Below are 19206 nucleotides of genomic sequence, written 5' to 3' on the forward strand. Positions count from 1 at the left end.
GAGATCTACACGTGGAACTCCGACTGGGAAAAACTGATCGCGGACCGCACGGTCCCGCTGCAGGAACGGCTCGTCACGTTCTATCGCGCGTACGCGCAAACCATCCTGCGGCGCGAATGGATCCGCACCTTCATCTTCGCGGGGCTCAGCCGCGAGGGTTTCAACACGCGCTACCTGTCGCGGTTGCGCGAACGCGTGTTCCTGCCGGTGCTGCGCGAGTTGCGGCACGAATACGACATTGCGACGCCGGCGACCGAGGCACAGCGCAACGCGGAAATCGAACTGGTCTGGAGCTTGCACGCGAGCATCTTCTATTTCGGCGTCCGCAAGTGGGTCTACGGCCTGCCGGTGCCCGACGATCTCGACACCGAAATCGAACGGCTGGTCGATGCGTTTCTCCACGGCACGCCCGCTACGCTGAAGCAGCTCGCATCCGGCGCGGGTGGCCGGCGCCGCCGGCGCGCGTAATCCGGCGCGCCGCGCGCCGCCAGACGATTTCAGAACAATTTATCCGGCGCGCCGATCGCTTCGCCTATCCTCGAACGGCATCTGCGCCCGCCTCCGGCTGCGCGCACACCGAACCGGACAGGGACCACCCGATGACCCACGACGCGCCTTCGATCACGCATCACACCGTCACCGCGAACGGCATCCGCCAGCACTACATCGATGCCGGCAGCGGGCCGGTCGTCGTGCTGCTGCACGGGTTCCCGGAAACCAGCTTCGCGTGGCGCTTCCAGATCCCGGCGCTGGCGCGGCGTTACCGCGTGATCGCGCCCGACCTGCGCGGCTACGGCGAAACCGACAAGCCGGCCGCCGGCTACGACAAGCGCAACATGGCGCGCGACGTAGCCGGCCTGCTCGATGCGCTCGGCATCGGCCGCATCGCGCTCGTCGGCCACGATCGCGGCGCGCGTGTCGCGACGCGCTTCTCGAAGGACTTCCCCGAGCGCGTCGACCGGCTCGTCGTGATGGACAACGTGCCGACGCGCATCGTCGCGCAGAACATGACCGCGCAAACCGCGCGCGCGTACTGGTTCTTCCTGTTCCATCAGGTGCCCGACCTGCCCGAGGCGCTGATCGCCGGCAAGGAAGCCGAGTGGCTGAGCCATTTCTTCGCCGACTGGTGCTACAACCCGCACGCGATCTCCGGCGACGCGTTCGACACGTACGTGCGTGCGTACCGGCGCCCGGGCGCCGTGCGCGGCGCGCTGGCCGACTATCGCGCGAACGCGGAGGACGTGAAGCAGGATCTCGTCGACGCCGACGTCCCGATCGCCTGCCCGACGATGGCCATCTGGGGCGAGGATTTCTACGCGGTCGGCAAGCTGTTCGACATGAAGTCCGTGTGGGAAAGCATGGCGACGAACCTGCGCGCCGAGCCGATCGCGCAGTGCGGGCACCTGCCGCAGGAGGAGCAGCCGGAGCGCGTGAACGCGTTGCTGCTCGACTTCCTCGCGCACTGGGAAGGTTGAACCGCCGCGTGCGGCGAATCATCGGGGGAAAGCAATCATGAGCGATGTTTCGGGACCGTCGGCGATCGTCGTCGGCGGATCGGTGGGCGGACTGTTCACGGCAACCGCGTTGCGGGCGGCCGGTTGGCGCGTCAAGGTGTTCGAGCAATCCCCGAACGATCTCGACAGTCGCGGCGGCGGCATCGTGCTGCAGCCGCCGATCGAGCGCGCGTTCGCGTTCGGCGGCGTGCCTGTGCCGCGCGACGCGGGCGTCGATTCGGGCGACCGGATCTACGTCGACGAACGCGACCGTATCGTGCAGCGCTTCTACATGCCACAGACGCAGACCGCCTGGAACGTGATCTACACGGCGCTGAAGCGCGCGCTGCCCGCCGACGTCCTGCACGCCGGCGTCGCGTTCGACCGGTTCGAGCAGGACGGCGCGCGCGTGATCGCGCATTTCTCGGACGGCCGCGTCGAGCAGGCGGACCTGCTGGTCGGCGCCGACGGCGGCCGCTCGGCCGTGCGCGCGCAGCTGCTGCCCGATGCGCGCCCCGCGTACGCGGGGTATGTCGCGTGGCGCGGGCTCGTCGACGAGCACCTGCTTCCCGACCCGGTGCTGCAGGTGCTGCGCGAACGCTTCACGTTCCAGCAAGGCGACGCCCACCTGTTCCTGACCTATCTGGTGCCCGGCCGCGACGGCGCGATCGCGCCCGGCAAGCGGCGCGTGAACTGGGTCTGGTACCGGCGACTCGCGCAGGATCGCCTGCCGTCGCTGTTTCTCGGCCAGGACGGCATGCAGCGCGACGGCTCACTGCCGCCCGGCGCGATGCGCGACGACAACCGGCTCGAACTCGTGAACGCCGGCCGCCGGATGCTCGCACCGACGCTCGCCGCGCTCGTCGACGCGACACAGGCGCCGTTCGCACAGGCGATCCTCGATCTCGCGGTCGAGCGCATGGCGTTCGGCCGGGCCGTGCTGCTCGGCGACGCGGCCTGCCTCGTGCGGCCGCATACGGCCGCCGGTGTCGCTAAAGCGGCGGACAACGCGGTCGGTCTTGCCGAGGCGCTGCGCGGCGGCGTGCCCGCCAACGCGTTCGACGCCGCGCTGTCGCGCTGGGAAGCCGCGCAGCTCGCGGCCAATGCGTCGCTGTCCGCGCTCGGCATCTCGCTCGGTACGCGGATCATGGGACGCGCGTGACGGCACACCGGCCGTGTGCCGCATCGTTCGATCACGCAATGCTCTCGACCACGCCGCCATCGACCCGCAACGAGGCGCCGGCGGTCGCCGACGCCTGCGGCGAACGTACGTAGACGACCAGGTTCGCGACCTCCTCCGGCATGATCGGCCGCTGGAGAATCGAGCTGCGCCGATGCGCGCACACGAAGTCGATGCCGAACTGCTCCACGGACTTGCCCTGCCGTGCCGCGGTCGCCTCAACCATCGAGCGGAAGCCATCCGACAATGTCGGCCCCGGCAGGACCGCGTTCACAGTCACGCCGCTGCCGGCCGCCTGCTTCGCGATGCCGCGGGCGACGCTCAGTCGAGCGGTCTTCGAGAAGCCGTAGGCGAGCATGTCCGGGGGAACGTTCAACACGGACTCCGACGATACGAACACCGCGCGCCCCCGGCCGCGTGCGATCATGCCCTTCGGGTAAGCGCGCGTGAGCCGCACGCCGGACATCAGTTGACGAGGAAGTACCGCCCCCATGCGTCGTCGTCGGCGCTGAAAATCGTGCCCGGCGCATAGAAACCGACGTTGTTGACCATCGCGGCAAGCGCGGCTTCAACCCGTCGCGACCGCCCCGGCGGGCGCAGGCGGCACACGCGTCAAAGACGTGCGATACCGGTGGCGTCATCCCGTTGATCGATGCACGCGCGGACTGCATTTCCTTGGCCCCGCTCACGAACGCGCGCCGCGGGGCCGATGAATGGCGCAAAGGCGCCTCAGTGCTCATCTGCGCGGTTCAGGAAGAACCGGATGTCGACCGTCTTCCAGATGCCTTCCGTATGGAACGGATCGTCGAGCACGAGTCGCCGTACTGCTTCGATATCGTCGGCGTCGTAAAGAAACAGGCTCCCGCCCACCGAGCCGTCCGGATCGATGAGCGGCCCGGCAATGCGCGCCTTCAACGGCGAAGCGAGCAACCGCGCCTTGTGTGCGGCAAAGTGGGCCTGGCGCCGCTCCGCCATACCCGGGTGATCGAGGCAGTAGACAATAAATAGCATGTTCTTTCCTAATTTTCAGAATCCATCATTTGATTCGGATTCCTCCAATATCACCAAGCATCCTATGAACTCGTGAACGGAGCCGTTTCATCAGAGCGAGCGCATCGACGCGATCAGCGGCCGTAGCGCAGCAGGAAATCCCGCAGCTTCGGATTGACATCGTGGGCATGGGTCAGATTCGGCGTGTGTCCGGCCCCGGCCACGCCGACTATTCCCTTGGAGTTCGGCAGCCCTTCGGCAAGCGCCTCGCCGCAACGCAGCGGAATGGCCGCATCGGCCATGCCGTGAACGACGATCGACGCATGCGTGATCTCGGCGAGCCGCGGTGTGATGTCGTCGCGCGACGTCAGCGCATCGACCGGGTATTCGAAATGATCGCGCGGAATCTTCAGCCATTTCTCGATCCACGCCGACGCGGGAAAGCCGGCGCCGAGCAGGAACCCGGCGAGGTGCTCGGCGACGTTCGCCGCACCATTTCGCGCCCACTCCGCCTTGAGTTCCTCGAACGACGCAATCACCGGTGCCTCGTCGAGATCGCTGCGCGTCGCGATCAGCGCGAGCGCGCGGAACCTGGCGGGTTCGAGCAGCGCCGCACGCATCGACACGAACCCGCCCTGCGACATCCCGACCAGCGAAGCCGTCGCGATTTCCAGGTGATCGAGCAGCGCGATCAGGTCGCGGGCCGAGTCCCAGTAGCTGAACGCGCGGTCGATCGGCCCGGTCGTGCCGAAGCCGCGCTGATCCCAGACGACACACCGGAACGTGTCGTCCAGTGCGTCGACGTTCGGGCGAAACATGTCGCCGTCCATCAGGAAACCGTGACTGAAAACGACCACCGGCGCTTCCTTCGGGCCGGACTCTTCATATGCGAAACGGATACCCTCGCGTTCAAACCATGCTTTCATCCTCAGCCTCTCGTCAACTCGGACTAGCCGGGGCAGCGCCGTGCGGCCCACTCGCTTCACACTCTATCTTTCGGGCGGCGGAGGCGATGGTCGATTGAAGCGACGGCTTACCGGATCGTCCGGATTTTTTATCGCGAGGCATGTCGATGCGTTGCGCAATGCGCGTCTGCGATCTTCCCCGGATTGACGGGCCGCCGCGCATTTGATTTAGTAGATGGCTTGTGCGGACGTTCAGGCGCCATCGCTTTATCGCAACGGTGCCAGCCGTTTGCATCGAAGCGGAGCGAGCGAAACCTGCGACGGCGCTCCAGCCGCGGCGATACCGGAGAAGGTTGAAATGGCGCAAGCAGCAATGGAATCGGAAAAGCCCGTCTGGATTCTGCAAGGCGAGTTCGGCCGTGCCACGGTGAACTTCATCAGCCGGCCGCTGGTCGCCCATGCGCACTCGCAGTACCAATTCTTGTTCAAGCTGGGCGGCAGCGACTGCGATTTCCGGATGGGTGCGGAGGACTGCACGCTCAGTGCCGACTCCGCGATCTGCCTGAATCCGTGGGTCGAACACGCAAAGTGCGCGAACAAGGACACGCCGTCGCTGATCCTGTCGCTCGTGATCGAAACGCCGTGGCTGCGCAAGCAGCTCGGCCTCGCGGACGGCGGCCCGGCCGACATCTTCCCGCGCAGGATCGTCGTCGTGACGCCGGACGTGCAGCATCACGTCGATCGGCTGGCCGCCGCCATCACGAATCATCTCGTTGCGCAGGATGCGGGCTGCCTGCCGATCCTCGACGATCTCGTGACGGCACTCGGGCGCGATTTCGCCGATCCCGAACTGACGACGCGCATCGCGCCGTCGACGCGTCCGGTCGACTTCAGAATCCGGAAGGCGCTCGACTTCATCAAGCGCGCGCCATCCGCGAACATGACGGTCACGCAGGTCGCCGCCGAGGTAGGGTTGTCGCGGTCGCGTTTTTTCGAGCAGTTCCGGCGCTGCATGGGCATCTCGCCGCAGCACTTCATCGACTGGGTGAGAATGTCGCACGCCATCCGGCTGCTCGCGGCGAGCGACCGGCCGCTCGCCGATATCGCGGACGAGCTCGGCTTCGAGGAACACAGCCACTTCACCCGCTTCTTTGCGCAGCACATGGGCGTGCCGCCGAGCGATTTTCGCCGGCATTCGGTCACGCTCGATCTCGAGCGATTCGACTGACCGGCGCGGCCGGTCTGCCGCATGCACGCGCTGGCGCACATGCGGTACCGGTCAGGCGAGCAGGTCGGTCGGATCGGCAATCACCGGATTGCCCAGCACGCCCAGCCCGTCGATCTCGATCTCGACCCAGTCGCCCGGACGCATGTGCACGAGGCCCGGCGTCGGGAACGGTCCGTACTGGCGCGTCAGGTCGTTGCCCTCCACATCATCCGGTTCGGGCTTCAGCGCGCCCGGCGTCCCCATCGCGATCAGGTCGCCAGGGCGCAACCGGTAGCCGCGACTCAGGTAGCTGACCGTGCGCGCGACGTCGACGAGCATGTCGTCGAGGGGCGCGCGCTGCCGCACGACGCCGTTGATTCGCGTGAGCACGGTGTGCTTCGCCGGGTTGCCGAATTCGTCCGCGGTCATCAGCCACGGACCGTAAGACCCCGACGCCTCGAAGCATTTCCCGAGGCCGAACTGCCGGTTGTGCACCTGGTATTCGCGCACCGAGCCCTCGTTCAGGCACGTGTAGCCGGCGACGTATTCCAGCGCGCGCTCGACGGGAATGTAGCGCCCCGGCTTGCCGATGATCACGCCGAGTTCGCCCTCGTAATCGAATGCGCGCGCAACCGGTTCCGGCGGCGCGACGATCGGCTCGCCCGCGCCGACATACGACGCGGCCGTGCGCAGGAACAGGTGCGGATAGTCGGGATTCGTTTGCAGGCCGGTCTCGGCGATGTGGCTCTTGAAGTTCAGCGCAAGCGCCCACATCGCGTTGGGCCGGCCGAGGAACGGCTTCAGCGTCACGGACGCGAGCAACCGGGTGCCGGTCCGGCCGGCGGCCGATGCGCGCAGACGGTCGAGCCCGTCATCCATCTCGAGGATCTCGATCAGAGTCGCGGGCAAGTCCGGCGCGATCTCCGCGACCGGGATGAACTGCGTATCGCTGGTGACGACGCCGAGCGCTTGAGTGCCCGCGTCCGAATAAGCAATGATTTTCATGGTTGAGCGTGATTCCGCTGGTTGCGAGGAAGATGTGTCGAAAACGACTCAGTGCACGGTCGACGCGCCGCCCGCGGGCGCTTCGCGTTCGGGCGTGCGGCGGCCGATGATCGCCAGCGCGCCGAGCGCGGCAATTGCCGCGATCGCCGGCACCACGGCCACGAGCACGATGTTGCGCGGCTCCCAGCCGGTCGCGAGCAGTGCGCCGCCGATCGCGGGGCCGATGAAAGAACCGATCCGCCCGATCGCATGCCCCCAGCCAACGCCGGTGGCGCGGATGGCCGGCGGATAAAACGCCACCGCGAGCGCCGTCTGGCCCATGATTCCGTTGACGAGCCCCGCGCCGATCACGCCGATCGACAGCAGCACGGTCGACAGCGGCAACGCGGCCTGGCTCAACGCGCCGATGCCGGCGATCACGCAGACGATCCCCACCGCCAGTGCCGACTTCACGCGCAACCTGCCCGCAACCGTCATCGCCGTCACCGCGGCCGTCATCAGCAGGTTGCCGCTCAACCCGCCGACACTGAACGCAGCCATGCCGGCCGGTGCCCGATCGAGCGAAAAGCCGAACGAGAGCAGCAGGGTCGGCAGCCAGAACAACAGCGCATAGACGTCCATGAAGATCAGGAACGAGAACAGCCACAGCACGCCTGTATAGCCGGCACGGCCGTCGGCGAACAGCGCGCGGACCGGATTCGCCACCGGCCGCTCCGGATGCGTCGCGCCCTTCTCCTCGGCGGTGGCCGCCGGCAGGATCCCGAAGAACGCCGGCGCGACCACGAACGGCAATGCACCGCCGATCAGGAATACCGACTGCCAGCCGAAGCCGTGCATCAGCGGCCCACCGATCACGCCCCCGGTCACGGCACCGACCGACATCCCGGTCGTCACGAGCACCGACGCGGCAACCTTGTGCTTCGCGCCGATGATCGAAGCCGACGCCGTGATCGCGATCGGCAACGCCGCGCCCAGCCCGATCGCCGCCAGGACGCGCATCACCGACAGCAGCGCCACGCTGTCCGCGACCGCCGTCAGCAGCGTGCAGCCGCCGAACAGCACGACGCTGGCCAGCCCGACGGCGCGATGCCCGAAACGATGGGCGAGCGATCCGGTGACAATGAAACCGATCGCCGCGCCGACATTCGTCGCGACGAAGACCGGCGTGAACGCGGCCGGCGCGAGATGCCAGTCGCGCGCCAGCGTCGGCACGACGAACGAGATCGACGTCGTGTTGAAGCCGTCGAGAACGACGACGAGAAAGCAAACGAGCAGTGCGACAGCCCGGCGCATTCCGCCGATGTCCTGGCTGCCGGCGTCGGCCGTGGTGTGTTGGTCATGCGAATTCACTACGCAACCTCCTGCGGCGCGCGCGGGCCGGCTCGCCGTGAAGCACGGCCGCGGCCCGCGCGGCCGGTCGTTCCAAAGCGGTAAGGAACGTGCGCTTACGCGCGCACGTAATCGGACAGGCGCCGCAGCATGCCGGCGGAGAATATGTTCTTCGGCACCATGCAGTGCACGCCTTTCGGCGGCTCCGTCTTGTAGACCGTGCCGGTCTGGTGCGCGTACTGCGTGATCCGGAAGCTGCCGGCCACGCTCAGGATCCCGTAGCAATCGACCGCCGGGATTCCCGTGGCCGACGACATCCAGCCGATCGTCTGGCGAATGCACGACACGAGCGCGTCGTCGAGGCTGTCGGCGAAGCCGAAGGCGATCCAGTGTTCCGGGGTCTCGGCCAGCGGGCCGTTGAGCGCCGATCGCTTGTGGAGCAGGAACTGGATGCGCATCTCCTCGAACGCGGATTCGATCGACGTCTGATCGATGTTTCCCTCGCCCGATGCGCCCATGGAACCGCCCGTCCACACGCGCGCGCCGGCGACCTGCACGGGCAGAAACACCGAGGTCCCGACGCCGAGCACGGCGCAGTCGAGATTGCCGCCGTAGCTGCCTGCGAAGTTCGCGCTGGTCACCCGGTCGCCGGGCGGCTGGGTGCCGAGATAGGCCTGGAACGGCTTCAGCGGAATCCGCACGCCCGGTACGTACGATGCGTAGGTGCGCGCGTCATCGAACTTCAGGTACCGCAGATACGGGCCGAAATCGCCGGGCAGCGCGCCGACGCCCGGCGGCGCCGAATTCCAGCCCCAATCGATCGGCCGCATCTTCAGCATCCGGCATTCGACGAGGTCGCCCGGCTCGGCGCCGTCGATCTCGACGGGCCCGATCAACGAGAATGCACCGTTCGGATATTTCTTGCGGATGGGCTCGCGCTCCTTGAATCCCATCCCGTACTTCGCTTCATTGCCCCAATTGGTCCACGTGCCGTCGTACCAGACCGTGTCGCCCGACCGGATCGAAGCCGCGGCCTCGGCGTCCGGCGTCATCTGACCGACCTGCACCGTCTTCCACGACGGCACGAGCTTCACCGTCTTGCCGCCCGGCAGGACGTGCGGCGTGGCCGCCCGCGCCCCGGGGGCCGCCGTTTGCGCGCGTGCCGCGCCGGCCAGACCCGCCGCGATCGCGCCGAAGCCTAGCTTCAGCATCGTGCGCCGGCATTGCGCGGTGCCGTCCATCGTCATCGCGCCGCTCGTTTCCGTGCCGCTCGCCGGCGTGCCGGCCGCGTGTTCGATTTCCATGTTGTGTCTCATACGTCTTCCAGACTGGGTTTCAAGGACAATGCGCGTTCAACGCGCGGATTGGGCACCGAGCCCGGCGATCGCCTTCAGCACCACCTGATCGTCGATCTCGGACGGCGCGCCGGCGGCGCCGATCGCACCGAGCAGATGACCGTTCATGAAGACGGGGAACGTGCCGCGGCCGGGCAGGAACGGCGCGTAATAGCCGGCGCCGGACATGTTGCTGTACTCGGACGGATCGTCCCGGTAGCGATGTTCGAGCGTGACGCCTGACTGGCCGCCGAGCGCGACGGACGCGAACGCCTTGCCGCGCGCGAAGTCGATGCTCGAAAACGACGCACCATCCATCCGCACGGCGGCGAGCAGATGGCCGCCGGGATCCACGACCGCGAAACCCATCGCCAGGTGCCGTGCATCGGCCTCGGCAATCGCGAGCGACAGCAGCGCCTGCGTCTGCGCGTAGCTCAGCGCATAGGTCAGGGTCGCGGCGTCACTGCGCACCTCTTGCGCGCACGCAGCGTGCATGGCGACCACGCAGCCGGCTCCCACGCCTGCCCGCGTCAACCATCGCCGAACCCGTAACCTGCTGAATTTCACTTCCATCTCCTGACTCCATGCCATCCGGTACGCCCAAGTCCCCGCGCACGTCCGGCCAGGCCGTTTCGGTCGACCATCGGGCCTCGCGATCGACCGTCGAGTCCGATATCCGGTTGCGCGCAGCAGTCGCTCGCGGTGTACAAAAAAGTCCGCGGGAGCCCGTCTCCCGCGGCAAATCACCACACTGGAGCCGTTACTCCGTCGCAAACACCGCCACACCGGTTCCCGGGAACTGCTCGGAAGAGCCGGCACCGTACGGGACGAACACGTGATGCGACGCACCGTCGACCGCGACCGAATGCGAGAACTTGCCGGTCGGCACGATCGCGACGAGGCTGCGGGTGCTCGCGTCGACGATCCCGAGCGCGGAGTCGAACTTCGCGTCCTTCGCGCCCACCCGCGAGACGTTGTCCGCCGAGTGGTGGCCGGCGGCGAGGAAGTAGCGATTCGACACCGGGTCGTAGGCCACCTCGTCGGCGCCGCCGAACGGCAATTGCGCGAGCGGCGTCCCGTTCGTGCGATCGATGATGACCGTCGTCTGCTTCCCGCCTTCGTCGGGATCGCAGCCGATCAGCGCGTCGTTGCCCGGCCCGAGCGCGATGCCGGTCGGGCCTTCACAGCCCTTCAGCTTGAACACGGACTGCACGACCGGCTTGCCTTCGAGCACCGACTTCGCCGGAATCAGATCGACCTCGCCCTTCGGGTTGGCCTTCGTCCCGTCGTTGTTCAGCACGAAGTTGTCGTTCTTCGCGTCGAACTCGCATGCCTCGAGGCCAGTCGAGTCGGCAAGCGGCATCTTCGCGATCACCGATTGCGTCTCGGTGTTGATGAAGGTCACGAACGGCGGCTGCTCGGCACCGCTCGAGAACATCGCGACATGATGCTTCGGGTCGAGACAGCCCTCGTCCGCGCGAATGCCGGACGCGCTGACCTCGATGCGCTTGACGAGCTGCTTCGACGCGACGTCGATCACCTTGACCGCGTTCACGTCGCCCACGTACACCTGCGACGTGCCCGGAATCGGCAACACGCCCGACGGCCCCGACTTTTCGTGCGTCGGGCCGATACCTGCGAAATCGGCCTTGATCCGGTCGCGCAGCTTCATCGTGGTCGCATCGAATACGTCGAGCGTCCCGTTCGCGCCGTCGGCGAGGTAGTAGTTGCCGTCCGACACGGCGCTGATATCGAAGCCGAACGATTTCTCGCTCGTGACCGGGATGGTCGTGATCAGCTTCGGGCCGCCGGCATCGGCGCCCCACGCGATCGCGGCGGCAGCGGTCAGGCTCATCATCGCGAGTGCGATACAGGTACGTTTCATCTTTGTCTCCTCGTGGTACTCATGGATAGACCCGACGCAAGCCGGGAAGCGATGCATTCGCGGGCGACCGGCACCGTGCCGGCCGAGCGCCGCGCGATACGGTCAGAACGTGTGCGCGAGGCCGACCCGGACGTCCGCCTGATGACCTGTCGGTGCCGGCGCGAAACTCGCGCCGATCACGGCGTCGACTCCGCCGGACGCCTTCAGGTAATCGGAGGACAGGTAGACCGTCGTGCGCTTCGACAGGAAATACAGCGCAGCGGCCGTGACCTGGTTCCACGCGTGCGCTTCGAAACTGGTGTGCTGATAGCCGCCGACGAGCTGGAACGCCGGCGTCACCTGCCACGTCGCGCCGCCCTCGTAGACGTTCATGACCGACTTCGCGTCCTGGAACTTCAGCACCGTGTTGGTGTAGTTCGCATACAGCGTGACGTCGCCGATCGCATACGAGCCGCCGACACCCAGCGTGCCGAGGGAGCGGATCTGGAAATTCGGCGCGGTGTCGGTGACGCTGTCGCCCGCGCCCGTCGCGACCGGCAGGCCGAAGAACGAATGCACGCCGATCTGCGCGTACGGATCGATCGTCGGCGTGGCGACGAACGTGTACATGGTCGCGAGCGTCAGCGGGCCGTTCGTGTACTGCAGGCCCGCGCTCCAGCCGCTGCCGTCGTGGAAGCTGCCGGGGGTATTGCTGAACCCGTACATCGCGCCGAACTGGAATCCGCCCCACGTCGGGCTCATGTACTTGATCGAATTCGTCAGCCGATCGTTGTTCGTGCGGTCGAAATCGCCGAGGTGAATCGCATAGCCGCTGCCGGCCGAACTGACGTTGAGCGGCGCGAGGAATTCGGCCGTGAAGTCGAACTGCTTGCCCAGCGTGACCGAGCCGTAGGGTGTCTGTACGCCGACATACGCCTGTTGCCCGAACAACGTGTTGGCCTGGTTCAGTTGCCCGTTGTTCATGTTGAACAGCGAAGACAACTTGAAGATCGCGCGATTGCCACCGCCCAGGTCTTCCGCACCCGACATGATCCACACGTTCGGGAACAGCACGCCGCTGTCCATCTTGTAGTTGTGATGCCCGCCTTCGTTCGTCACGAATGTCAGGCCGTTGTCAAGCTTCCCGGAGAGCGAGATGCTGCTCTGTGCGAAGGCCGATCCGCTCAACGCCGCGCCGATCAGTGCGGCGATCGCTGTCTTTTTCATCTCCACCACTGTCTACCCCTCCATTTCAGTCTTTCGATACTGGATGCCGATGCACGGAATGCTTTTTTGATCTGTATAACTAATCATCCAGATGGCCACGTCGGAAGTGAAAGGTCGTGCGATCCGATCTGACGGCCCGACCGGACCGGATCGCAAGATGTCGATCACCTGGCATTCATGTTAAGGACACTTCCGCCGGCGACCATCGCCGAAGAGTCTCACCGCTTGTCAAATCGTCTCTTTGTTTTCGCCGGGAAAACCCGGCGTCGCGGCCGTCAGCCGATCCGCTCCGCATGCCGGCGGCCGAGCGCGTCGGTAAGCACGGCGACCAGCAGCACCACGCCGACGACGAGCGGTTGCCAGTTGGCATTGAGGTTCAGCAGATTCATCCCGTCGATGACAAGCGCCAGCGTCACGCAACCGAGCAGCGTGCCGAACAAGGTGCCGGTCCCGCCGAACAGCGAAGCGCCGCCGATCAGAATGGCCGCGATCGCAGGGAGCAGGATCGGCTCGCCCATCGCCGAATCGGCCGCATTCACGCGCGCCAGATAGACCACGGCCGCGATGCCGGCCATCAAGCCGCTGATCGTATAGACCGCGATCCGGCGGCGGCGCACCGGAATCCCGGACAGCCGCGCGACCTCCGGACTCGCGCCGATCGCGTAGATCTCGCGGCCGAAGTTCAGTCGCGCGGTGACGATCGATCCGACGACGAGCACGAGCAGCATCATGTAGACGGGAATCGGCACGCCCCACCAGAACCCGGTACCGAGCGCGCGAAAGCCGGCCGAAAAGCCGAAGATCTCGTTGCCGCCCATGTAGTGAAAGGCAAGGCCCTGCACGACCCAGAGCATCCCGTAGGTCGCCAGGAACGGCGGCAGCCTCAGGAACGTGACCGCCATGCCGTTCAGCAGTCCGATCGATGCGCCGCACGACATCGATATCGCGACGGCGAGCCACGGGGACACGCCCGCCTTCATCGCACCCGCTGCCAGACAGGCGGACAGCGTGAGATTCGCGGCGATCGACAGGTCGAACCCGCCCGACAGGATCACGATCGTGAGGCCGGACGCCAGCAGGAACATCAGGCTCGCCTGCCGCAGCACGTTCAGCAGGTTGCCGGACGTCATGAAGCCGTCCGATGCGAACGCAAGCGCAATCGCAATCGCGCCGACGAATACCGCTCGACAGATCAGCGCGTTCGCATCGTCGGACAGGCGGCCTCGGCGTTCGATGCGCCCGACGCGCACCGCCGCCGACGGAGAGGGATTCTGGAGATTCATGCTTGCGCTCCTGCGACACGGGATTGACGGACGCTATCGACGACGACGACCGCGAGAACCAGCAAGCCGATCGTCACGACCTGCAGCGACGATTCGATGCCGACCAGGTTGAGTGCGTTGCGCAGCACGCCGATCGTCAACACACCGATCGCCGTGCCGGGCAACCACCCTGCACCGCGCTCGAACGACGTGCCGCCGAGCACGACGGCCGCGATCGCATCGAATTCCATGCCGATCGCGGCATTCGGCTCCGCCGCGTTCATGCGCCCGACGAGCAGGAGTGCGGCGAGACCCGCGAACAGCCCGCTCATCGCGTAGATCGCGACGTGATGGACGCGCGCACGAACACCGGCCAGCGTGAGCGCGTCGCGGTTGCCGCCGATCGCGAACACATAGGCACCGAACCGCGTGTGGTAGAGCAGCAGATGCGTGACCGCGTAGGCCGCGACCGCGCACGCGATCGGGAACGGCACACCGAGTACCGACGCCCCGTACAGCGCGCCGACCGCGGGATTCGCGACGACGACCGCATTGCCGTCGGTCAGCACGAGCGCAACGCCATGCGCGACACCCAGCGTGCCGAGCGTCACGACGAACGGCGGCAGCGCGAGTCGCGCGACGAGCATCCCGTTCAGGAAGCCGATCGCGATCCCGACCGCCGCGGCCGCGCCGAGTGCGGCACCGACACCAGCGCCCGCACCGAGCATCTGCGCGAACACGACGCCGCACAGGCTCAGCAACGCGCCGACCGACAGGTCGAGCCCCTCACTCAGGATCACCAGCGTCATCGGCATCGCGATCATCACGAGGATCGCGACCTGGAGGCCGATGTCGACCAGGTTCGCGCGCGACGCGAATCCCGGTACACCGAACGCCGCCGCCGCGACCAGCGCGACGCTGGCCCATACGATCGAAGGCAGCGGCCGTTTGCGCCGTGCCGCCGAAACCCTGCCATTTCGTTTCGTTTCAATCGACATCGTCACCTCCATGCATCGCCAGACCCAGAATGCGTTGCTCGCTCAATTGTTCGCGCGGCAGTTCGCCCGAGATCGCGCCGCTGCGCATCACGTACGCGCGGTCGCAAACATGCACGATCTCCGACAGCTCCGAGCTGATCAGCAGCACTGCCGCGCCCTGCTCGACGAGCCGTTCGATCAGGTTGAAGATCTCCGTCTTCGCACCGATATCGATGCCGCGCGTCGGCTCGTCGAAGATGTACAGCCGACAGTCGGCGCTGAGCCATTTGCCGATCACGATCTTCTGCTGGTTGCCGCCGCTCAGGTTGCGCGCCCGTTTCGCCGGATCGCCCGGCGCGATCCGCAGCCGCTCGATCAGGTCGCGCGTCACGCGCCTCGCGCGGGCCGGGCGATACCAGCCGTTCGGGAACAGTCGCCACAGGCTCGACACGAGCAGGTTCTCGTGCACCGAGCGGCGCAGCGCGACGCCTTCGTGCTTGCGGTTTTCCGGAATCAGGCCGACGCCGCGCCTGACGACCTCGTGCGGGCCGCCCGATACCGCCTTGCCGAAGATTTCGATGCGCCCGCCCTGGATCGGGTCGGCGCCGATCACCGCGCGCGCGACCTCGGTCCGCCCGGCGCCGACGAGCCCCGACAATCCGACGATCTCGCCGCAGCGCACCTGCAGGTCGACGCCGTTCACGCCCGTCGACGTCGTCAGGCCGCGCACGTCGAGTGCCACCTCTCCGCATGCGCCGAAATAACGGCGCTCGTAGACCGCGCCGACCTTGCGCCCGACCATCAGCGCGATCAGCTGCTCAGGGGTCGCGTCGCCAGCCGGCATCGACGTCACGAGGCGCCCGTCGCGCAAGACGGTCACGCGATCGCCGAGATCGAACACTTCCTTCATCCGGTGCGAGATGTAGACGATCGCCACGCCGGAGGTGCGCAACCGATGCACGACCGCGAACAGTGCGTCGGCTTCCCGGTCCGAGATCGCGGCGGTCGGCTCGTCCATCACCAGCACGCGCGCATCGTGCGAAAGCGCTTTCGCGATCTCGACCATCTGCTGCTGCGCGACGCCCAGGTCCGCCGCGTGGGTGCGCGTGTCGTACGCGAGCCCCAGTTGCGCCAGCACGGCCGCCGCGTCCGCGTGCATGCGCCGGTGATCGACGAGGCCGAGACGGTTGCGCGGCTCGCGGCCGAGATAGATGTTCTGCGCGATCGACAGATGCGGCACGAGCGAGAACTCCTGGAAGATCACCGCGATGCCCAGGCGTTTCGCATCGGCGGGCGATTCGATCGCGACGGGCGTTCCGTCGTAGCGAATCTCGCCGCCATCGGCACGGTAAGCGCCGAACAGCACCTTCATCAACGACGACTTCCCGGCGCCGTTCTCGCCGAGCAACATGTGCACTTCACCCGGATACAGCGCGAGGTCGACGTCGGTCAACGCCGCCACACCCGGAAAATGCTTGCAGATCTTGCGTAATTCGAGACGCGGAACGCGCCCGGTCGAGGTTTCCATGTTCATCTCCACGGTGCGGTTCGGCGGTCGGCCGTGCATCATGCGGCGGCCGGCGCACGTACCGCGATACGGGCCGTCAGGCCGGCCCGCCTGCACGCGTCAGTTGCTGGCCACGTCGCTCCACGCCGGGCATTGACGCTGATCGCCCGGCTGCTCGAACGGCGCATAGTTCGTCTTGTCGATCACGATGCCCTTGATCAGCACCGTGTCGGGCACCGGCTCCTTCCGCAGCGTGCGGACCGCCGCCATCGTCGCGACGCAACCCATCCTGAAGCCGTTGAATTCGGCGGTCGCGAGCAGGCGCCCCTCCTTGATCGCCTTGACCGATTCGGGCACGCCACCGATGCCGACGACCTTCACCTGCTTCTGGCCCGCGGCCTCGAGGGCCTCGATCGCCCCCATCGCCATCACGTCGGCCGCCGCCAGTACGCCGTCGATCTTCGGATTCGACTGGATCAGGTTCTCCATCACCTGCAGCGCCTGCAGGCGCTGATAGTTCGCCGGCTGCGCCGCGAGCAGGCGAATGCCCGGGAATTCCTGAAGCGCCTTCCTGAAACCGCGCTCGCGTTCGTCGCTCGTCGTCGAGCCTTTCACGCCTTCGAGGATCACGACATTGCCCTTGCCGCCGAGACTCCTGAACAGGTATCGCGCGACGTCGAGACCGAGGTTGTAGTCGTCCGCGACGACGACCGACGAGAACTTGCCGCCCGCCACGCGATCGTTGTAGTTGACGACCGGGATGCCGATCGCGTTGATCTTCTGGATCGCCGGCACGACGCCGTGCGGATTCACGCCCATGAACAGCACGGCGTTCGGCTTCTTCACGCCGACGTCTTCGAGCTCGCTCAGCTGCTCGCCGAGATCGTTCGGGCGGGTCGGCGCGTAGTGCGTGACCGTCACGCCAAGCTGCTTCGCCTCGGCGTTGACGCCGGCGCGAACGAGCGCGAAATGCGGATCGACCTGGTTCTTGTAGAAGGCCGCGATCGTTTCGTTTGCCGCAAGCGCGCTCGCGCCGTGAGCAAGGCCGAGCGCCGCCGCACACGCGGCGGCGATGCGCATCGCCGCCCGACTGCCCGCCGGCTGCCGCCCGGAATTGTGGTTCGTCTCCATCCACTGTCTCCTGTCCGTCGTTCACGTTGGCCATGCCGCTAGCCGGCCTGGCACTCTGGGTGATCAAATGCAACCGTTTGCATAAATCCAGGCAAAACATCCACGCAACGCATCGGCGCTACTTACCGGTCGACGTCAATGAATCTGCATTTTTTCCCGGAATTTGCGGCATCCTTGCCGCCCGTGGTTTTCCCGGTCCTGCTACCGCTCCGATCGATCGCGTCGAGCTCGTGTTTTTCTTTATGCAAACGTATGCACATCGTACTCGACGCAAAACCTCTGTCAATGAGGTTTAGCGCTGAAAACATTAGGGTTTTACCTGCAACATTGATCGCAACCCATTGCATCGATACAATCGGATCCCTATCCACCGGCAGGTTCCATGAGCCCATCCTCCGACACGCGCGGCACCGGCCGCGTCACGATTCGCGAAGTCGCCGCGGCGGCGTCCGTCAATGCGTCGACGGTGTCGCGCGTGCTCAATCCGGCCACGCGTCACCTGATCGGCGACGAGGTCGTGCGCCGCGTGCTCGCGGCAGCGAAGTCGCTCGGCTATCGACAGAACCGCCTTGCCTCCGCGCTGCGCGGCGGGCAATCGAAGGTGATCGGCGTATGCCTGCCCGACATCTCGAATCCCGTGTTCCCGCCGATGGTCTGCGGAATCGAGGAGGAACTGTCAGCCGAGGGCTATGGCGTACTGATCGCGAACATCGTCGGCAATCCCAGGAATCAGGAACGGATGCTCGAGCAGATGCTCGAGCGCCAGGTGGACGGCCTGGTCCTCGCGACCGCCGCGCGGCACGATCCGCTCGTGCGACGCTGCATCCTCGACGGCGTGCCCGTCGTGCTCGTCAATCGCGGCGAGGACGGCGGTCACGTGCCCGAAGTCGTCAACGACGACTTCCTGTCCATGCGGCTCGCGGTCGAGCATCTGGTCGGGCTCGGGCATACGCGCATTGCGCACCTGTCGGGACCGGAACGGCTCGCGACCGGCCTGTCGCGACTACAGGGCTTCCAGATCGCGACCCAACAGTACGACCTTGCGGCCAACGTCATCGTGGAAGCCACCGAGTTCACGCGCGAAGCCGGACGCGCCGCCTGCGCGCAACTGCTCGACACGCACCGCAACGTGACCGCCATCATCGCGGCGAACGACCTGATCGCGCTCGGTTGCTACGACGTGTTCGCCGAGCGGCGGATCGCCTGCCCGAAGGACATCTCGCTGATCGGGCACAACGACATGCCGCTGCTCGACATGCTGAATCCGTCGCTGACCACGCTCCGGATCCAGCATCGCGAGATGGGCCGGCAAGCCGCACGCCTGTTGCTCGGCATGATCACGACGCCGGGTAAGGCGCCGCTGCGCATCACGCTGCCGCCCGAACTGGTCGTGCGCGGCTCGACCGGCGCGCCGCGTGCGGCGGGCGGCCGGGCGCGTTCGAGCTGACGAGTCGCACCGCGTCGCGCATGCACCCGCCGCACGCGCACTGCCCGCCGGTCAGAACAAGCGCGTCACCCTCATGACGACGGATCGCCGATCGATACAGGCGTTCCGCCAGAACTGTATTGGCGATCGTGAACGGCATTCCGCCGTGCGTCCGGACACGCGACGCGCACCGCGCATCGGGCATGCACGACCTGCCCGGCGCACACTTCGGCGGCGGTCCATGTCGTCAACGGCGCCCGCTCGTCGTGTCGGAAGCGCGTGCTCGCGCCCGAAACCGACGCCGCGCTTTCAGTGCGCGTCGTCGAATCGGGTGAATCGAATATACAGCGGGAGCCGCTTCGAAAGGTG

At 66.6% G+C, this 19206-nt stretch carries 16 protein-coding genes and 2 pseudogenes; 5 read left to right on the forward strand and 13 right to left on the reverse strand.

Going from position 1 to position 19206, the window contains the following annotated elements; genetic code table 11:
• The 3 genes and pseudogenes from DIE12_RS24315 to DIE12_RS24325 form a co-directional block, all read left to right on the forward strand.
• A pseudogene (locus tag DIE12_RS24315) lies at positions 1-468 on the forward strand (TetR/AcrR family transcriptional regulator); the annotation flags it as partial.
• 131 nt (positions 469-599) lie between these two features.
• Positions 600-1475 carry an alpha/beta fold hydrolase gene (locus DIE12_RS24320; RefSeq protein WP_124521137.1) on the forward strand — a complete coding sequence of 292 codons (876 nt, stop codon included), beginning with the start codon at positions 600-602 and terminating at the stop codon, positions 1473-1475.
• 37 nt (positions 1476-1512) lie between these two features.
• Entirely contained in the window at positions 1513-2655 is a 1143-nt protein-coding gene (locus DIE12_RS24325) for an FAD binding domain-containing protein (RefSeq protein WP_124521139.1), read from the forward strand.
• 31 nt (positions 2656-2686) lie between these two features.
• Here the strand turns inward: DIE12_RS24325 and DIE12_RS24330 are convergent.
• The 3 genes and pseudogenes from DIE12_RS24330 to DIE12_RS24340 all read right to left on the reverse strand — a co-directional run.
• Positions 2687-3237, reverse strand: a pseudogene (locus DIE12_RS24330) (SDR family NAD(P)-dependent oxidoreductase); the annotation flags it as partial.
• Between the two features lie 165 nt (positions 3238-3402).
• Complete coding sequence (locus DIE12_RS24335; RefSeq protein WP_044847093.1) at positions 3403-3684, reverse strand: YciI family protein; 282 nt, start codon at positions 3682-3684, stop codon at positions 3403-3405.
• A gap of 113 nt (positions 3685-3797) precedes the next feature.
• Complete coding sequence (locus tag DIE12_RS24340; RefSeq protein ID WP_124521141.1) at positions 3798-4589, reverse strand: alpha/beta fold hydrolase; 792 nt, start codon at positions 4587-4589, stop codon at positions 3798-3800.
• Positions 4590-4926: 337 nt separating this feature from the next.
• On the opposite strand from DIE12_RS24340, the gene DIE12_RS24345 reads away from it, so the two are divergent.
• Entirely contained in the window at positions 4927-5796 is an 870-nt protein-coding gene (locus DIE12_RS24345) for an AraC family transcriptional regulator (RefSeq protein ID WP_221623418.1), read from the forward strand.
• A 51-nt stretch (positions 5797-5847) separates the two neighbouring features.
• Here the strand turns inward: DIE12_RS24345 and DIE12_RS24350 are convergent, their stop codons facing one another.
• The 10 genes from DIE12_RS24350 to DIE12_RS24395 all read right to left on the reverse strand — a co-directional run bounded on the left by DIE12_RS24350 (position 5848) and on the right by DIE12_RS24395 (position 17411).
• A complete protein-coding gene (locus DIE12_RS24350; protein WP_044847090.1) occupies positions 5848-6780 on the reverse strand; it encodes a fumarylacetoacetate hydrolase family protein in 933 nt (310 codons plus the stop codon).
• A gap of 48 nt (positions 6781-6828) precedes the next feature.
• Positions 6829-8130 carry an MFS transporter gene (locus DIE12_RS24355; protein ID WP_124521143.1) on the reverse strand — a complete coding sequence of 434 codons (1302 nt, stop codon included), beginning with the start codon at positions 8128-8130 and terminating at the stop codon, positions 6829-6831.
• A 95-nt stretch (positions 8131-8225) separates the two neighbouring features.
• Positions 8226-9413, reverse strand: coding sequence for an acetamidase/formamidase family protein (locus tag DIE12_RS24360; RefSeq protein ID WP_260427859.1), 1188 nt, complete (start codon positions 9411-9413; stop codon positions 8226-8228).
• 48 nt (positions 9414-9461) lie between these two features.
• On the reverse strand, positions 9462-9938 hold the full coding sequence (locus tag DIE12_RS24365; protein WP_260427866.1) for a heme-binding protein: 477 nt from the start codon (positions 9936-9938) through the stop codon (positions 9462-9464).
• Positions 9939-10203: 265 nt separating this feature from the next.
• Entirely contained in the window at positions 10204-11328 is a 1125-nt protein-coding gene (locus DIE12_RS24370; protein ID WP_124521149.1) for a YncE family protein, read from the reverse strand.
• Positions 11329-11430: 102 nt separating this feature from the next.
• Positions 11431-12534 (reverse strand): porin, encoded by a 1104-nt coding sequence (locus tag DIE12_RS24375; RefSeq protein WP_124521151.1) that lies wholly within the window; start codon positions 12532-12534, stop codon positions 11431-11433.
• Positions 12535-12809: 275 nt separating this feature from the next.
• Entirely contained in the window at positions 12810-13817 is a 1008-nt protein-coding gene (locus DIE12_RS24380) for an ABC transporter permease (RefSeq protein ID WP_124521153.1), read from the reverse strand.
• A complete protein-coding gene (locus DIE12_RS24385) occupies positions 13814-14794 on the reverse strand; it encodes an ABC transporter permease (RefSeq protein ID WP_124521155.1) in 981 nt (326 codons plus the stop codon). The genes DIE12_RS24380 and DIE12_RS24385 overlap by 4 nt, the downstream gene beginning before the upstream one ends.
• Positions 14784-16301, reverse strand: a complete 1518-nt coding sequence (locus tag DIE12_RS24390; RefSeq protein ID WP_221623419.1) for a sugar ABC transporter ATP-binding protein — start codon at positions 16299-16301, stop codon at positions 14784-14786. The genes DIE12_RS24385 and DIE12_RS24390 overlap by 11 nt, the downstream gene beginning before the upstream one ends.
• Before the next feature lie 99 nt (positions 16302-16400).
• On the reverse strand, positions 16401-17411 hold the full coding sequence (locus DIE12_RS24395; protein ID WP_124521159.1) for a sugar ABC transporter substrate-binding protein: 1011 nt from the start codon (positions 17409-17411) through the stop codon (positions 16401-16403).
• A gap of 382 nt (positions 17412-17793) precedes the next feature.
• On the opposite strand from DIE12_RS24395, the gene DIE12_RS24400 reads away from it, so the two are divergent.
• On the forward strand, positions 17794-18858 hold the full coding sequence (locus DIE12_RS24400) for a LacI family DNA-binding transcriptional regulator (RefSeq protein WP_124521161.1): 1065 nt from the start codon (positions 17794-17796) through the stop codon (positions 18856-18858).
• The last annotated feature ends 348 nt before the right edge of the window (positions 18859-19206 follow it).

This window comes from Burkholderia sp. Bp9015, assembly GCF_003853505.1.
GTDB lineage: Bacteria > Pseudomonadota > Gammaproteobacteria > Burkholderiales > Burkholderiaceae > Burkholderia.

Coding starts and splice junctions, on each gene's coding strand:
- DIE12_RS24320 (WP_124521137.1), top strand. CDS start 600: ATGACCCACGACGCGCCTTCGATCACGCATCACACCGTCACCGCGAAC.
- DIE12_RS24325 (WP_124521139.1), top strand. CDS start 1,513: ATGAGCGATGTTTCGGGACCGTCGGCGATCGTCGTCGGCGGATCGGTG.
- DIE12_RS24335 (WP_044847093.1), bottom strand. CDS start 3,684: ATGCTATTTATTGTCTACTGCCTCGATCACCCGGGTATGGCGGAGCGG.
- DIE12_RS24340 (WP_124521141.1), bottom strand. CDS start 4,589: ATGAAAGCATGGTTTGAACGCGAGGGTATCCGTTTCGCATATGAAGAG.
- DIE12_RS24345 (WP_221623418.1), top strand. CDS start 4,927: ATGGCGCAAGCAGCAATGGAATCGGAAAAGCCCGTCTGGATTCTGCAA.
- DIE12_RS24350 (WP_044847090.1), bottom strand. CDS start 6,780: ATGAAAATCATTGCTTATTCGGACGCGGGCACTCAAGCGCTCGGCGTC.
- DIE12_RS24360 (WP_260427859.1), bottom strand. CDS start 9,413: ATGGAAATCGAACACGCGGCCGGCACGCCGGCGAGCGGCACGGAAACG.
- DIE12_RS24365 (WP_260427866.1), bottom strand. CDS start 9,938: ATGCACGCTGCGTGCGCGCAAGAGGTGCGCAGTGACGCCGCGACCCTG.
- DIE12_RS24370 (WP_124521149.1), bottom strand. CDS start 11,328: ATGAAACGTACCTGTATCGCACTCGCGATGATGAGCCTGACCGCTGCC.
- DIE12_RS24375 (WP_124521151.1), bottom strand. CDS start 12,534: ATGAAAAAGACAGCGATCGCCGCACTGATCGGCGCGGCGTTGAGCGGA.
- DIE12_RS24380 (WP_124521153.1), bottom strand. CDS start 13,817: ATGAATCTCCAGAATCCCTCTCCGTCGGCGGCGGTGCGCGTCGGGCGC.
- DIE12_RS24385 (WP_124521155.1), bottom strand. CDS start 14,794: ATGTCGATTGAAACGAAACGAAATGGCAGGGTTTCGGCGGCACGGCGC.
- DIE12_RS24390 (WP_221623419.1), bottom strand. CDS start 16,301: ATGGAAACCTCGACCGGGCGCGTTCCGCGTCTCGAATTACGCAAGATC.
- DIE12_RS24395 (WP_124521159.1), bottom strand. CDS start 17,411: ATGGAGACGAACCACAATTCCGGGCGGCAGCCGGCGGGCAGTCGGGCG.
- DIE12_RS24400 (WP_124521161.1), top strand. CDS start 17,794: ATGAGCCCATCCTCCGACACGCGCGGCACCGGCCGCGTCACGATTCGC.